This window comes from Bradyrhizobium sp. CCBAU 11430 (assembly GCF_028128855.1).
Taxonomy (GTDB): domain Bacteria; phylum Pseudomonadota; class Alphaproteobacteria; order Rhizobiales; family Xanthobacteraceae; genus Bradyrhizobium; species Bradyrhizobium ottawaense.
The window spans coordinates 1-15,681 of the sequence record NZ_LBJV01000051.1; the positions used below are offsets into that span (position 1 = coordinate 1).

Below are 15,681 nucleotides of genomic sequence, written 5' to 3' on the forward strand. Positions count from 1 at the left end.
TTCCTCACGGAACCAGGCCATTCTAATCCGGCGCGCTAATACAAGGGTGGGCAAAGGCGCACTTGCGCCGTGCCCACGATCTCTCTCGATTGCGAAAAATGCGTGGGCACGCTCCGCTTTGCCCACCCTACGAGTTCTGCGCTCGTATCGACCAGCTACACTTTCCCCGCAAACTCAGTCGGCGTGCGCCCCGTCACCTGGCGGAACGCGGCCGAGAACGCGGGCACGCTGGCATAGCCGAGCTGCGTCGCGAGCTGTTTCACCGAGACATTCGCATCCATGGAGAGCCGCTGGATCGCCGCCGCAATCCGCGCGCGCTGGCACCAGCTCTTGAAGCTCAGCTGCGTTTCCGTCGAGAACAGCCGCGACAGCGTCCGCGCGGAAGTTCCAACCTCGCGCGCCAGCGCGTCGATGTCGTGCAGGCCGGTGGGATCGTCGAGCACGATCATGGCGGCGCGGCGGCAGCGCACTTCGCGCGGCAGCGGCACGAAGGTCGCGGAATCCTCGGCCTGGTGCAATTCCAGCATGACGAGGCGCACCAGCAGCTCGGTCCGCTCCTCCGTGTTGCGCGCGTCGAACAGCGCCAGGATCGCCTGATTGAGCAGCGGCGACACCCGCACCACGAATTCCCGGGTCAGGCCGTCATAGCGCTGCTCGCGCTTCAGCCAGGACAGGTCGAAATACAGCGTGCGCATCTCGATGTCGGCGAGCAGATCGATGGCATGCTCGAGCCCGGCCGGGACCCAGACCGCGCGGTCCGGCGGCACCAGCCATCGCCCCCCGGGCGTCGTCACCTGCATGGTGCCGCGTGCCGCATAGATCAGCTGCGCCTCGCGGTGCAAATGCGGATCGATCCGCATGCCCTTGGGATAGTCGCGCGCGACCAGGTGCACGCCCGCGGGCGAGCGGTGGTTGCTCCGGACCTCCCTAAGGATTGGCGTTTCCAAGACAGTCATTGGCAGCATCCCGTCATGGGGAGGACATATAACTCATTTCGGAGCAGGAGAGGATTCGTATGAACAGCCCCAGCCGGGTCATCAGTTTCGTCAATGCAGGCCATTTCATCGACCATTATTCGATGCTGATCTTCGCCGCCGCCGTCATCATCATGGGGCCCGCGCTCGGCATGGCCTATTCGGAACTTTTGCCCTACGCGACACCCGGCTTTGTGGCTTTCGGCGCCGGCTCGCTGCTCACCGGCTGGCTCGGCGACCGCTGGAGCCGCCGCCACATGATGCTGATCTTCTTCGTCGGCATCGGAGCGTCCATGATCTCGGTCGGCTTCGTGCAGACCCCGGCGCAACTCGGCGCGGCACTGCTGGCGATCGGCATCTTTGCCTCGATCTATCATCCCGTCGGCACCGCGATGATCGTGTCCTATGCCGACCGGCTCGGCCGCGAGATGGGGATCAACGGCGTCTGGGGCAATCTCGGCGTCGCTTCGTCGGCGCTGGTGACCGGCGTGATCGGCCAGTATCTCGGCTGGCGCTTTGCCTTCATCGTTCCCGGCGTGGTCACGATCCTGATCGGCATCGCCTTTGCGATGCTGGTCGTGCACGAGGACCGCAAGGGTTCGAAGCAGGCGGCGGCGCAGGCGCGGGTGGCAAAACAGGACATGTGGCGCGTGGTGCTGTCGCTGCTGATCGTGGTGATCGCGATCTCCACCACGTTCAACGCCGTCACCGTGGCGCTGCCAAAACTGTTCGCGGAGCGTCTCGCCGATTTGACCAAGAGCCCGGCGTTGCTCGGCGTCATCGCGGCCTGCGTCTACGTGTTCGGCGCGATGACGCAGTACACGATCGGCCGGCTGCTCGACCGTTACTCGCTGAAGACGGTGGCGTTGCCGCTGTCCTTCATGCTGGCGCCGTTCCTCTATCTCGCCGCCAGCCTGAACAATCTGCCGCTGATCCTGGTCTCGATCGGCATCGTCATGGGCGCGTTCGGGCAGGTCACGGTGAACGATGCCATGGTCGGCAAGTACACCAGCGAGGAATGGCGCTCGCGCGCCTACGCCGTGCGCTATTTCATCGGCTTCACCGCGGCCGGCGCCTCGGTCGGCCTGGTCGCCTGGCTCTACGAGCAGGGCGGCTTCGTCACCATGCTGCACGCCTTCGCCGCGCTCTGCCTGCTGGCAATCGCGGCGGCGATCATCCTGCCGCGCGAAATCAGGACGCCGGCTGCAGTGTGAGGGCCCGTGTCCCGGACAAGCTGCAACGCGTAAGCGTTGCGGCGCAGAGCCGGGACCGAGAAAATTGCGGGCAAGTTTCTCGGCGGCATAGGCCCCGGCTCTGCAGCGCACCGCCGAAGAGGCACTGCGCTGCGTCCGGGGCACCAGCGGGGTGGAACCCGCCCCACCTCCCGAGGGTTCTATCCCCGTGGCCCCGACACCGGGGGTGAAGGGGGAAAGACACCAGCATGCCATGGCGCCTGCTCCGACCGGTCGGCCTCGTCCCCGCGGCGCTTGTCCTCACCACCATTGCGGCCGGTGCCGAGGGCGGCAAATCGGCTGGCCCATCCGAATTCCTGTTGGTGGCGCAGATCGTGCTGTTGATCGCGGTCGGTCGCGGTCTCGGCGAGATCATGCAGCGCGTCGGCCAGCCCTCGGTGATCGGCGAGTTGCTCGCCGGCATCATCCTGGGACCGTCGCTGTTCGGCTGGATCTGGCCGGAAGCGCAGCACGCGATCTTCCCGAAGGCACCCGAGCAGAAGGCGATGCTCGACGGCATTGCCCAGTTCGGAATCCTGCTCCTGCTGCTGCTCACCGGCATGGAGACCGACCTCAAGCTGGTCAGGAAGGTCGGCAGGGCCGCGATCGCGATCTCGATCGCCGGCATCCTCGTGCCCTTCGCCTGCGGCTTCGCGCTCGGCGAGTTCCTGCCCGATGCGCTGCTGCCCAATCCGCAACAGCGCCTGGTCGCTTCGCTGTTCATGGGCACGGCGCTGTCGATTTCGTCCGTGAAGATCGTCGCCGTGGTGGTGCGCGAGATGAATTTCATGCGCCGCAATGTCGGTCAGATCATCGTCGCGACCGCCGTGATCGACGACGCCATCGGCTGGATCATCATCGCCGTCATCTTCAGCCTGGCCTCGCACGGCACGCTGGATATCGCCTCGGTGGCGAAAGCCGTGCTGGGCACGCTCGCCTTCCTCGCCGTCAGCTTCACCATCGGCCGCCGCCTGGTGTTCCAGCTGATCCGCTGGGCCAACGACAATCTCGTCAGCGCCGCGGCCGTGATCACGGTGATCCTGCTGTTGATGAGCGTGATGGCGCTGATCACGCATCTGATCGGTGTGCATACCGTGCTCGGTGCCTTCGTCGCCGGCATCCTGGTCGGGGAATCACCGATCCTGACGCGGCAGATCGACGAGCGCCTGCGCGGGCTGATCTCCAGCTTCTTCATGCCCGTGTTTTTCGGCCTCGCCGGCCTCAGTGCCGATCTCTCGGTGCTGCGCGATCCCAATCTGCTGATGCTCACCGGCCTCCTGGTCGTGATCGCCAGCGTCGGCAAGTTCGGCGGCGCCTTCGTCGGCGGCACATTGGGCGGCCTGAACAATCGGGAGTCGCTGGCGCTGGCGAGCGGCATGAATGCCCGCGGCTCGACCGAGGTGATCATCGCGACCATTGGCCTGTCCATCGGCGTGCTGAGCCAGAACCTGTTCACGATGATCGTGACCATGGCGATCGTGACCACGATGGCGATGCCGCCGATGCTGCGCGCCGCGCTGGCAAGGCTGCCGATGAACAAGGACGAGAAGGAACGGCTGGAGCGGGAGGAATTCGAGAAGCGCGGCTTCCTCGCCAATCTCGAGCGCCCTCTGCTGGCGGTGGACGAAAGCGTCAACGCCACCTTTGCCGCCCACATCGCCGGCCTGATCGCCGGCATGCGCGGGCTGCCGATCACCGTGCTGCATATCGGCAAGAGCGCCAAGGAACAGGAGAAGGGCCGCGACCAGGAGGAGAGCCACGAAGCGGTGGTGAAGAAGGCCGCCGAAGTCGTCTCCGCCCATGGCGACGGCGGGGCCGGCAACGTCGATGTCGTCACCCGTGCGAGGCAGGCGGAGCTCGGCGAGACCATCGCCGACGAGGCGCGCAAGGGTTTTGATCTTCTCGTCGTCGGCGTCGACAAGGTCGTGACGGCCAAGGACCGTTTCGACCGGAGGATCGACGACATCGCCGCGAAGTTCGAAGGACCGCTTGCGATCGTCGCGGCCAAGGGCAAGCACCTGAAGCAGCCGGCGCCCGATGCGCTCAACATCCTCGTTCCCGTCTCCGGCAGCGGCATCTCCAAGCGCGGCGCCGAGGTGGCGGTCGCGCTGGCGCAGGCCGGGTCAGGCTCGCTCCGGGTGATCTATGTCGCGACGACGCGCGACAAGGGCGCGCAGCGCGGCGCCTCCCGTGGCCTCGGCCAGGAGGCGGGCATCCTCAAGGACGCCAGCGATCTCGCCGCCCGCTACGACGTCGACATCACCACCACGCTGCGGGTGAACCGGGCGCCGGAGGCCGCGATCCTGCGCGAGATCGACACCACCGACGTCGATCTCGTCGTCATGGGCGTCGACCGCATCCAGGCCGACCATCTCTCCTTCGGCGGCGTCGCCGACGCCGTGCTCAGGCAGTCGAAAGTCTCGGTGCTGCTGGTGTCGAGCGGCGAGGCGCGGCAGGCGGTGGTGGAGAAGGCTTAGGATGTGGCTGTAGCCGCGTGGACGGTGCGCTCCCTCTCCCGCTCGCGGGAGAGGGGTGGGGAGAGGTGTTTCCGCAGTGGGCTCTTAGGGCTTCACCTCCGCCGCCGTCTCCACCTTCGCCACCTTCTTGCTCGCCCGCCAGTTCTCGAAGCGCTGCACCACCACGAAGAAGGCCGGCACGAACAGCACGGCGAGGCAGGTCGAGGCCAGCATGCCTGAGAACACCGTGATGCCGATCGACTTGCGCGCGCTGGCGCCGGCGCCGGTCGCGAGCACCAGGGGCACCACGCCGAGGATGAAGGCGAACGAGGTCATCAGGATCGGGCGGAAGCGGGCGCGCGCCGCCTCGATCGCGGCCTCAAGCACCGGCTTGCCGTCGCGGCCGTGGAGCTCGAGCCCGACCTCGACGATCAGGATCGCGTTCTTGGCCGACAGCGCGATCAGGAGGATCAGCCCGATCTGGCAATACAGGTTATTGTCGATCTTGAGCCCGGAGAGGATCAGCATCGGCCCGAGCAGCGACAGCGGCACCGCGAGGATCACCGAGATCGGCGCGTACCAGCTTTCATACTGGCCGGCGAGCACGAGATAGACCAGCAGCATGGCGAGGCCGAACACCCAGTAGATCTGGTTGCTGACCGCCTTCTCCTGATAGGACATCGCGGTCCATTCATAGCCGGTGCCAGGCGGCAGCGTCTTGTCGGCGATCTCCTCCATCAGCTTCAACGACTGGCCGGAGGAGTAGCCCTGCGCCGGCAGGCCGATCACGGTCGAGGACGGATAGAGGTTGTAGAGGCTGATCAGCGAGGGGCCGGTGGCCGGCGTGATCTTGGCGACGGTGCCGATCGGGATCATGTCGCCGTTCGAGTTGCGCACCTGCATGTTGGCGATGTCGCGCTCGGTGACGCGGAAGGCGGGATCGGCCTGGGTGTAGACCTGGAACACACGGCCGAACTTGTTGAACTGGTTGACATAGGACGAGCCGAGATAGGTCGACAGCGCCGAGAACACCTGATCGGTCGTGACGTGCAGCGTCTGGGTCTTGACCCGGTCGATCTCGATGTTGAATTGCGGCACCGAGGAGCGGAACGAGGACTGCACGCGCTGCAGCGCGCTCTGGCTCTGGCCGTTACTGACCATCGCGCCGGTGATCGCCTGCAGCTTGGCGAAATCGCTGTTGCCGTCGCGCAGCTCGACCTGCATCGAGAAGCCGGCGGCGTTGCCGATGCCCTGGATCGGCGGCGGCGGCAGCACCAGCGTGCGCGCCTCCATGATGGTCGCGAGCTTGTCGTTGAGCCCATACACCAGCGAGCGCAGATCCTCGCCGGGCCCTTTGCGCGCGTCCCAATCCTTCAGGATGATGTAGGCGACGCCGGCATTGGCTAGGCTTGCGCTGTTGTCGAGCGCGGAGATGCCGGCGATGGTGATGACCTGCGCCACGCCGGGCGTCTCCTTGATCAGCCCGCTCGCTCTGTCGAGCACGGCTTGGGTCCGCTCCAGCGCGGCGCCGTCGGGCAGCTGCACGGCGGCGATCAGATAGCCCTGGTCCTCGATCGGCAGGAAGCCGGTCGGCACCCGCGACAGGCCGTAGCCGCTGGCTCCGATGACCAGCAGCGCGAACGCAACCGAGACGGTGGCGTGCCGGCACAGGAAGGTGATCAGCCTTGTATAGCCGCGCTCGACCCGGTCATAGACCGCGTTGAAACCGCGATAGAAGAAGTTGCGCTGCTCCGGCGGCACCGTCGGTCTCAGCCACAGCGCGCATTGCGTCGGCTTCAGCGTCGCCGCGTTGATGGCGGATAGCAGCGCAGTCGCCGCGATCACCAGCGCGAATTGCGAATAGATGCGCCCGGTGAGCCCCGCGAGGAACGAGGCCGGCAAAAACACCGAGATCAGCACCAGCGTGATGCCGACGATCGGCGCGAACAGCTGGTCCATCGCCTTGATCGCGGCATCGTGGCCGTTCATGCCCTGCTCGATGTTGTGCGCCGCGCCTTCGACCACGACGATGGCGTCGTCGACAACGATGCCGATCGCGAGCACGATCGCGAACAGCGTCGACATGTTGATGGTGAAGCCGAGCGCCGCCATCGCCGCAAAGGCGCCGATGATGGTGACAGGCACGGTTGTCGCCGGCACCAGCATCGCGCGCCAGTCCTGCAGGAACACCAGGATCACGACCAGCACCAAAAGGCCGGCCTCGATCAGGGTCATGTAGACCTCGTGCACCGAGGCCTCGACGAATTTGGTGGTGTCGAACGGCGTGTCGTATTTGATGCCTTCCGGAAACCGCTTGGCGAGGTCCGCCATCTTCTTCTCGACGGCCTGCTCGACCTGGAGCGCGTTGGCGCCGGGCGACTGGAACACGCCGATGCCGACGGCCGGCTGCTTGTTGAGCGAGAAGATCTGGCTGTAGGTCTGCGCGCCCAATTCGACCCAGCCGACATCGCGCACCCGCGTGACGTCGCCGCTGGTGCCTGACTTGACGATGATGTTCTCGAACTGGCTGGTGTCGTCGAGCCGTCCGTTGACGTTGAGCGTGTACTGGAACGCCTGGCCCGGCGGCGTCGGCGGCGCGCCGACCTGGCCGGCGGAGACCTGCTGGCTCTGCTGCTGGATCGCGTTGATGACGTCCTGCGGCACGAGGCCGCGAACCTGCAGCTTGTTGGGATCGAGCCAGACCCGCATCGAATACTGGCCGGCGCCGAACACGGTGACGTTGCCGACGCCGGGCAGGCGGGAGAGCTCGTCGCGGATGTTGATGGTGGCGTAGTTGCTAAGATACAGGCTGTCGTATCTGGAGTCCGGCGAGTTCAGCGTCACGAACAGGAGGATCGAGGTCGACCGCTTCTGCACGGTGACGCCCTGGTTCTGCACCGCGCTCGGCAATTGCGACAATGCGCTGGAGACGCGGTTCTGCACCAGCACCTGCGCGAAATTGAGGTCGGTGCCGATCTTGAAGGTCACGGTCAGCGTATAGGTGCCGTCGGAGCCGCTGTAGGACTGCATGTAGAGCATGTCCTCGACGCCGTTGACCTGCTGCTCGATCGGCAAGGCAACGGTGTCGATCACGGTCTTGGCGCTGGCGCCGGGATAGCGCGTGGTGACCTGCACGGTCGGCGGCACCACATCGGGGTATTGCGCGATGGCGAGATTGAACAATGCGACGCCGCCGATCAGGATCATCAACAGCGCGATGACGTTCGACAGGACCGGCCGCTCGATGAAGAACTTTGAGATCATGGCAGGCAGCTCCCTACTTGGCAGACGCCTGCGGCTGCTCGATCTTCGTTGTTTGCGGATCGATCTTCTGGCCCGGGATCACCCGCAGCAGTCCCGCGATGACGACGCGGTCGTCCGGCTTCAAGCCGCTTTCGATGACGCGCAGCCCGTTGTCGACCGGGCCGATCTGCACCTTGCGCTGCTCGACGACGTTGTCGCCGTTGACCACCAGCAGATAGCGGCCGCCCTGGTCGCTGCCGAGCGCGGTGTCGGGGACGAGCAGGGCGCTCTTCTCCTGGTCGAAGGGCACGCGCACCCGGACGAAATAACCGGGCAGCAGCACCCGCTTGTCGTTGGGCACGACGCCGCGCACCGCGAGCGTGCCGGTTGACGTATTGAGGGTCGGCGAGACGTAGTCGAGCTTGCCCTCATGCGGATAGCCGGTCTCGGTCTGCAGTCCCACCTGAATCGGGAATTGCTTCATGTCGGCGGGGGTCAGTCCGCGGCGGGCCGCTTCGGCGCGGATGCGCAGCACGTCCTGCTCGTTGACCGTGAAGTTCACCCAGATCGGATCCATCGCGACGATGGTCGCGAGCTGGGTCGGCGAGGAGACGCCGACGAGCTCGCCGATCGAGACCAGGTGGGCGCTGACGATGCCGTCGAACGGCGCTGTTACCCTGGTGTAGCCGTAATTGACCTCGGCCAGCCTCGTATTGACCTGGGCCTGCTGGAGGTTGGCCTGGGCGTTGTCGCGGGTCGATGTCGAGGTGTCCAGGGTGGACTGCGAGACCGCCTGGCGCTGCACGAGCTCGACCTGCCGCTTGAAATCGGCTTCGGCCTGCTTGACCGTGGCTTGCGCACCGACCTCGGCCGCCTTCGCCTGCTCGACCTTGAGCTTGTAGGTCTCGGGCTCGATCGTGAACAGCTGGGTGCCCTGCTTGACGAAGGTGCCGTCCTGATAGTCGATCGACTGCAGGAAACCCTGCACCCGCGCCACGAGATCGACACTCTTGATCGGCGCGGTGTTGCCGGTGGCCTCGATGTAGCGCGTCACCGGACGCTGCACCGGCGTTGCCACGTCCACCTTGGGCGGCGGCGGTGCCACGAACGTGTTCTTGTCCTCGCAACCCGCCAGTGCGACCACGGTCGCAGCGGCGGCCAGTGCCCGCCCGGCCTGTCTCCACGCTTCATTGCGCCGTGCAGCAGATGCGGGATTCGATGAGGTCATTCGGTAGCCCCCGAGTATCGTCTGTCGGTGCGGCAGGCTACCAACAAATGTCCGGCCGTGGAACACCATAGCCATGGCAGTCGCCGGCCTTGCGCTGCACAGGGCGGTGTGGCCTTTGACAGATTTGTCACGACAAACCGCTTTTCACCGAGCGCACGATCGACCAGAATTGTGCCAAAGACCGTGTGACGGTGCGCGAGCCAGCCGGGAAGAAGCCAAGAAGAAAAGGTGAGGAGAACATGACATGCCCACGTCCCTCCAGTCGGGCCTTGCCAGCCTCGTTCTCGCAGCGATGGTCGCCATGCCGGCGCTAGCAGACGGTCTGAAGGACGAGATCGCGCCGACCGGCAAGCTGCGCGTCGCGATCGCAATCAGCCCCGCAGGCGGCGCATTCTGGTCGACCAAGATCGAAGCCGGCTATGCCGGCGTTCCCGTCGATCTCGGCAAGGCGATGGCCGCCAAGCTCGGCGTCCCCGTCGAATATGTCGTCCACCAGAACTCCGGACAGATCACCGACGCGGCGTCAAAAGGAACGTGGGACGTCACCTGGCTCCCCAGGGATCCCGAGCGCGAGACCAAGATGCTGTTCGGCCCGATCTACGAGGTCGCCGACGCCACCTACATCGTCAAGCCCGGCTCCGCCGTCACCAATTTTGCGACGCTCGACCAACCCGGAATCAAGGTCGCGGCCGTCAACGCCACCACCACCATGCGCGGCGCGATCGCGCATCTGAAGCATGCAACGGTCACCGGCTATCAGACCTATGACGAGATCTTCGGCTTGCTCAGGAGCGGCGAGATCGACGCCTTCGCATTGTCGCGCGACCAGCTCAACAAGATGGCGCAGAAGATTCCGGGCACCAAGGTGCTGGACGAGACGTTCAAGAAGACAGTGACCGCCGTCGCCGTGCCGCTCGGCCACGGCCAGGCACTGGCCTTCGTCACCAAATTCATGACCGAGGCCACGACGAACGGCACTCTGCGCAAGGCCTATGATGACAACGGCCTGAAGGATTCGCCGATCCGGACGGAGTAGACTGTCAGCCGGCTTGCGCGATTGGGCTAGGTTCCGGTTGCCGGTGTCCTTTCGGCATGCCAGGCCGCCAGCACGTCCCGCTCTTCATCGGCGGAAAGCCCGACGACCGGGCCGCCGCTGACGTGAAGCCAATGCAGCGTGTCGCGCGCGGTGTCTCCCGCTGGTCGCGAGGTCAGTCCGGCCTCGCGCGCCGGCGAGGTGTCGCGCGTCAGGAAGCCCGCGAAGTCGGGCAGGGGCAGCCACATCGGCAATGACCGCGGACCGGCCCAGCGCCGCACGTCGTGTGCCTCGAGGAAGGCGCGATCGATCCAGGTGAACGTGCAGGACGCGTTCAGCGCCGATGCGCATTCGGCCAGGAACTCGCCGCGCGAGCGCACGGGTCCAATCCCGTCATAGATGCCGGTGAGACGAATCTCCGCCGCATGCACGATCCACTGCGCGAGGTCGCGGACATCGATGAACTGGACGGCATCGTCAGGCGATCCCGGCGCCAGCACCTCGCCGCTGCGTGCAAGCCGTGTCGGCCAATAGGCGAAGCGCCCCGTCGGGTCCTCCGGGCCTGCGATCAGGCCGGCGCGGCAGATGAAGGGATCGCCGCCGACCACCTGTTCGCAGGCGACCTTGGCCGCGCCGTAAATGGCATCGGCGCTGTGCTCCACATCCTCGGCCGCAGGCTCGCGCAGCGGCGCCGTGTCGGCACGTTGTCCGGGTATCCGATTGTCCGCATACACGCTGATGGTCGAGACGAAGGTCCAATGCACATTTGGTCGCTTCAGCGCCGCGACCGCGCGGCGAACCTGGCCGGGACGACGCGAGACGTCGACCACGGCATCGAACGACTCGCCTGCGAGCGGCGCAAGCCCGCCGGCCACATCACGGTCGATCCGGACGAGACGCGCGCCTGCCGCAATCGGACCCGCGAGACCGCGGGCGGCGCAGGTCACCTCATGACCGGCAGCACATGCATGGGCCGCAATCGCCCGCCCGAGAAACTGGCTGCCGCCGAGAATGAGAATGCGCATGTGACGGTCCGTGCTGCAAAGGAGATCCCGCAATAATACAATTACTGGTTGTCGCTGCAACTCCGTCAGCGCGGCTTGATCTCCGCATATTTCGCCATCGCCTTCTCGAACTTCCGGTTGAACAGCCACATCGCGGCGAGGATCTCGCGGAAGCTTGCCGAGGTGCGCGCCCGGTCGGCCTGTCCGAAGGCAAAGATGCTGTTGTTGCGCAGATGCTTCATGATCGTCGGGCTCGACACCCTGTAGTTCAGGAGGTCGCCGGACTTGAGCGCCGATCTCGTCGGCGTGGGAACGATCTGGATCAGCTCGAACAGCTTCATCTGGTCGATCGGGTCGGGCAGCGTCTTCACGATGCCAGGGATCTCGCGGAACACATCCGCATGTGCGTTCATCAGGCCGTCGCGCACGTTGGTCCAGTGATTGAAGCGGAGATCGGTGCCGCGGGCCCGCGCCTCTTCCTTGTCGTCGCGCGCGCTTAAGGCGGGATCGATCGCGGCGATCTCGCCCTTGATGGTGCCCCACTTCCTGCGGCCGTTGCGGTCCTCGGACGGGCCGGTCTGGAAGCTGCCCATATAGGTGTTCGAGCGTCCGTTGCGGACGTTCTGCTTGCCGTTGGTCTCGGCAAAGAACAGCCCGAGGCTGATGCGCCCCGCAGCGGCTGCGTGGTCAGGCGCAAGCCCCTTGGCGCGCGCGATCACCGTCGCGAGATCGACGACGTCCTTGAATGGCGTGGGCGAGTTCTGCGCATTGGCCGGCGGCGCCTCCATCACGTCGAAGAGCTCAGAATATTCGTCGATCAAGGGCTCGATCTCGGCGTCGAAATAGGCCGGAGGAATCTCGAACTTGTTGGGCCTGCCGATCCGCGACGGCATGGCGTCGGTGAGATCCTTGTAAGAACTGATGACGGCGACGCGGGCGAGGTAGAGCGCCTGTCCCGGCAGGTTCGGCAGCGGCTGCTTCGTCTCGATCTGGCGCCGCCGCTCGGCGAGGATCGATTTGAACTCGGCGAGCGCCTTGTCATAGGTGGCGACCGCCTCGGATTGGCGAGGCGTGAGCGCGCGCTGTTGTCCGACGGCGGGCGCCGCGACGAAGAAGGCAACAGCCGCAAGGGCGGCAAGACGTCTCGATCCCATGGCCGGTTCCTGTCGATTCGGTGGCCAGGGAGATCGTAAGCATCAGAGGCGAGGGCTGGCGAGATGCAAATCCCGCTCAGCCGGAATTCTTATGCCGCCCGGTAGTCCGGCGCCGTCGCCAGGAATTTCGCATAGGCATCCGCATCCGGCGGCTGGAAGCGCCCTTTGAGCCCGCCGCGCTTCTGGTTCTTGGCGCCGATGTCGGCCATCAGCTCGTCGAAATGGCGGTAGTGATAGGGCGCGACGCAGAGGCCGCCATAGACGCCGGCGGCCGGCCGCTCGACGCGCTTGAAGTGCAGCATCATCTCGATGTTGTTGTGCATTTGCGCTGCCGTCGGCTGGTTGGCGAGCTGGCCGTCGGCATAGCGTACCAGCCAGTTGGCGGCGAGGTCGGCGCAGAGCACGGTGCAGAAAGACGAGTTGAAGCCGACGAAGCCGAGCTCGGGCAGATCAGGGTTGGCGATCAGGCGGTAGAGCCGGTACTGGCCGTCGGCATCGACCAGCTTCTGCTTGTAAGCCGCGGGCAGGAACGGCACGCCGAGCTTGTAGCCGATCGCGAGCACCGCGACGTCGGCGCTCACGCGCTCGCCGCCGTTCATCACGATGCTGTCGCCGTCGTAATGGTCGAAGGTGCCGAACACCGCCTTGATGCGGCCGTCGGCGACCATCGGGTAGAAGCCAGGCGTTGCGATCGGCACCGAGCAGTTGACGCCGTCCTCGATCCGCTCCTTCGGCACCATCTTGCAGCGGCCGAGCTTGAGCTGCGCCTTGAGCAGGCTCTCCAGCCCGCGCCAGTTCGCCCAGACCAGCGGCGCGGCGATGCGATGCGCGAGCCGCGTCATCGCTCCGATGCCCCAGCCCGGAAACATCTCCTCCTGCGCGCGGATGTAGAGGATGCGCTTGAAGTTCACGAGCCCGCCGATGAAATAGGGGATGCGCCAGACCGGCTCGCGCATCACGATGGTGACCTCGCGCGCGCCCGATTTCACCGCGTTCACCGCGATGTCGGTCGCCGATTTCGAGCCGCCGAGCACGACGATTCGGCGTCCTTTCGCCAGCGTGGGATCGCCGTATTTCGACGAATGCAGGATCTGGCCGCCCTGGGCGAGGAATTCATCCTCGCCAGGGCAATGCAGCTCGCGCGGCTCGTTGAATTGGCCGGTGCAGACCGCGACAAAATCGAAATCCTCGCTCGTGCTCGTGCCGTGCTTGTCCTTCAGCGCGAGCGTCCAGCCGGGCTTGCCGTCGGCGCGGCGCGCCATGCCGGCGACCTCGGTGCCAAGGCGCAGCATGCGGTCGAGACCAAAACTCCTGGCGTAGTCGGCGAGATAGGCGTGGACCTGCGGCCCGGTTGGCCATTCCGGATAGGCCTCCGGCATGGCGCGGTCGGTGTAGCGGTAGAGTTCTTTCGGGCTCTGCGTCTGCACGTCGGGATAGGAGCGCGCCGGCTCCCAGACGCCGCCGAGATCGGCGCTGCGCTCGACGATGGTGACGCGGTGGCCACGGCTGGAGAACGCCTTGGCGGCAGCAAGGCCGGAGACGCCGGCGCCGATCACGCAGATATGCTTGGGGCTGACCATGGATTTGCTCGCAAACGATGGGTTTTCCGCGCGCAAGCGGCCTCGTTCGGCCGCAAGGCGCGGCCGGCGGACCTGCAAGCAGATGAAAGTGGACGAGGGGGCGCGCCTAGTCGTTGGCCTCGGGCGGCAGGAAGTCGACCTCATGCAGCGCCGAGATGCGCACGACTTCGGCAGGGTCCGTCAGATTGTGCAGCTGGTTGAACAGCGCCTCCAGCTTCTGCATCGGCGAGACCCAGAACAGCGCGCGGCACGGCTTGTCGGACTTGTTGAAATAGCCGTGCGGAATGCCGCGGGGCATGCGCACGAGGTCGCCGGCATGGGCCTTGACCCATTTGCCGTCGAGCTTGAGGTCGAGCGTGCCCTCCTGCACCAGGATGAATTCGTCCTGGGTCGGATGGATGTGCACCGGCACGAACTGGCCGGGATCGCTGTTGGTCTCGAACGCGAAGGTGGAGTCGGTGACGGCCTTGGGGAAGTAGACCTGGCCAAGAATGTTCCAGCTCTTGCCGCCGTAGCCTGTGCCGCTAGCGGTAATGCCCTTTTCGAGTGCAGTCATGGCGCGCTCCTGTTGGATTCCGGCGGGAATGGAGCTTCAGCCAGCGGTGGGGTGCCTGTCTATCCGCTAAACGAATCCGCGAACGCCTGTTGCCATGCAGCATGACTATTTCGCCGGCGCTGCCCTTTTCGCGTCCGGGGAACTATTATAGGCTTAAAGCAATTCCCTGACGCGAAGCGTGGTCGACCATGTCCGCAGCCGTGCTGGAAATGAGCGCAAGGGCGCCCGCGGCCGAACGGCTCGCGGACTTCGCCCGCGTCACCACTGACGATGTCGACGAAGCGGCCGAACAGATTGGGCGCATCTTCTGCCCGCACGATCTCAAGCCGGCACGGCTGCGCGCCTCCGGCTTCTCCGCCCGGCACAATTGCGCTGATTTCGACGGCTTTTCCATCAATTACGTCGCCTATGGCGGATCGGTCGGCATCGACCCCGGCTGCCTCGAGCGCTTCTTCCTGGTGCAGGTCCCGCTCACGGGCACGGCCTACATTCGCGCCGGCACGACCGAGCTTGACGCCGCGCCGGAGCGGACGGCGTCGCTGCTGTCGCCGACGATCCCGACCCGAATGATGTGGCGCGACTGCGCGCAGGCGATCCTGCTGTTTGACCGCCGCATGGTCGAGCAGCGCGCCGCGGCGCTGTCGGGCGGGGCATCAGGCACGGTCGAGTTCGATCCGGTGATCGATTTGGACGCGCCGACCGGGCGGGCGCTGCGGAGCAGCCTGGCCGAGCTGATGATGCTCGCCGAGCGTCTCGGTCCCTCCCGCCGGCTGTCACCGGTCGCGATGGCCGATTGGCGGGAGCTGCTGCTCGATCACCTGCTCAATGGCCAGCGCCATGGCCTGTCGGATGCGATTCAGAACTTCTCCGGCCAGGCCGAGCGTCTGCCGCGCGCGCTCCGCGCTGCGCGCGACCACCTGGCGGACAATGCCAGCGAGCCGCTCGACCTTGTGCAGCTCGCCTGCGCCTCCGGCATCGGCATCCGCGCGCTCCAGCTCGGCTTCCGCCGTCACTTCGGCCTGTCGATCTCGCGGATGCTGCTCGACATGCGCCTCGCCGGTCTGCACGCCCGCCTGGCGCAGGCCGCGCCCGATGCCTCCATCACCGACATCGCCTTCGATCTCGGCTTCACCCATCTCAGCCGCATGGCCGGCGCCTATCGCGAAAAATTCGGCGAGACGCCGTCGGCGACGCTGCGGCGAAGGATGAGCTAGCGCGAGA

General features: G+C 65.8%; 11 protein-coding genes. 4 read left to right on the forward strand and 7 right to left on the reverse strand.

The window, feature by feature from the left end; translation table 11 throughout:
- Positions 1-155 precede the first annotated feature (155 nt).
- Positions 156-956 carry an AraC family transcriptional regulator gene (locus XI04_RS14025; RefSeq protein ID WP_173015779.1) on the reverse strand — a complete coding sequence of 267 codons (801 nt, stop codon included), beginning with the start codon at positions 954-956 and terminating at the stop codon, positions 156-158.
- 59 nt (positions 957-1,015) lie between these two features.
- On the opposite strand from XI04_RS14025, the gene XI04_RS14030 reads away from it, so the two are divergent.
- Both XI04_RS14030 and XI04_RS14035 read left to right on the forward strand, forming a co-directional pair.
- On the forward strand, positions 1,016-2,188 hold the full coding sequence (locus tag XI04_RS14030) for an MFS transporter (protein ID WP_038973451.1): 1,173 nt from the start codon (positions 1,016-1,018) through the stop codon (positions 2,186-2,188).
- Positions 2,189-2,415: 227 nt separating this feature from the next.
- Entirely contained in the window at positions 2,416-4,683 is a 2,268-nt protein-coding gene (locus XI04_RS14035) for a cation:proton antiporter domain-containing protein (protein ID WP_271610516.1), read from the forward strand.
- Positions 4,684-4,767: 84 nt separating this feature from the next.
- On the opposite strand, the gene XI04_RS14040 is transcribed toward XI04_RS14035, so the two are convergent.
- Together XI04_RS14040 and XI04_RS14045 are read right to left on the reverse strand one after the other, a co-directional pair.
- Complete coding sequence (locus XI04_RS14040; RefSeq protein WP_271610517.1) at positions 4,768-7,926, reverse strand: efflux RND transporter permease subunit; 3,159 nt, start codon at positions 7,924-7,926, stop codon at positions 4,768-4,770.
- A gap of 13 nt (positions 7,927-7,939) precedes the next feature.
- Complete coding sequence (locus XI04_RS14045; protein WP_161966368.1) at positions 7,940-9,133, reverse strand: efflux RND transporter periplasmic adaptor subunit; 1,194 nt, start codon at positions 9,131-9,133, stop codon at positions 7,940-7,942.
- A 244-nt stretch (positions 9,134-9,377) separates the two neighbouring features.
- Here XI04_RS14045 and XI04_RS14050 point away from each other — a divergent pair, with 244 nt between their 5' ends.
- Positions 9,378-10,169 carry an ABC transporter substrate-binding protein gene (locus tag XI04_RS14050; protein ID WP_271610518.1) on the forward strand — a complete coding sequence of 264 codons (792 nt, stop codon included), beginning with the start codon at positions 9,378-9,380 and terminating at the stop codon, positions 10,167-10,169.
- A 26-nt stretch (positions 10,170-10,195) separates the two neighbouring features.
- On the opposite strand, the gene XI04_RS14055 is transcribed toward XI04_RS14050, so the two are convergent.
- From XI04_RS14055 to XI04_RS14070, 4 genes are all read right to left on the reverse strand, one after another.
- On the reverse strand, positions 10,196-11,191 hold the full coding sequence (locus XI04_RS14055) for an NAD-dependent epimerase/dehydratase family protein (RefSeq protein ID WP_271623711.1): 996 nt from the start codon (positions 11,189-11,191) through the stop codon (positions 10,196-10,198).
- Between the two features lie 65 nt (positions 11,192-11,256).
- Positions 11,257-12,324, reverse strand: coding sequence for a hypothetical protein (locus XI04_RS14060; protein WP_271611368.1), 1,068 nt, complete (start codon positions 12,322-12,324; stop codon positions 11,257-11,259).
- Between the two features lie 89 nt (positions 12,325-12,413).
- Positions 12,414-13,904 carry a flavin-containing monooxygenase gene (locus tag XI04_RS14065; protein WP_271610521.1) on the reverse strand — a complete coding sequence of 497 codons (1,491 nt, stop codon included), beginning with the start codon at positions 13,902-13,904 and terminating at the stop codon, positions 12,414-12,416.
- Between the two features lie 106 nt (positions 13,905-14,010).
- Entirely contained in the window at positions 14,011-14,460 is a 450-nt protein-coding gene (locus XI04_RS14070; protein ID WP_028145632.1) for a cupin domain-containing protein, read from the reverse strand.
- A 188-nt stretch (positions 14,461-14,648) separates the two neighbouring features.
- Here XI04_RS14070 and XI04_RS14075 point away from each other — a divergent pair, with 188 nt between their 5' ends.
- Positions 14,649-15,674: an AraC family transcriptional regulator gene (locus XI04_RS14075; RefSeq protein ID WP_271610522.1), complete on the forward strand. Its 1,026-nt coding sequence runs from the start codon at positions 14,649-14,651 to the stop codon at positions 15,672-15,674.
- Positions 15,675-15,681: the final 7 nt, after the last annotated feature.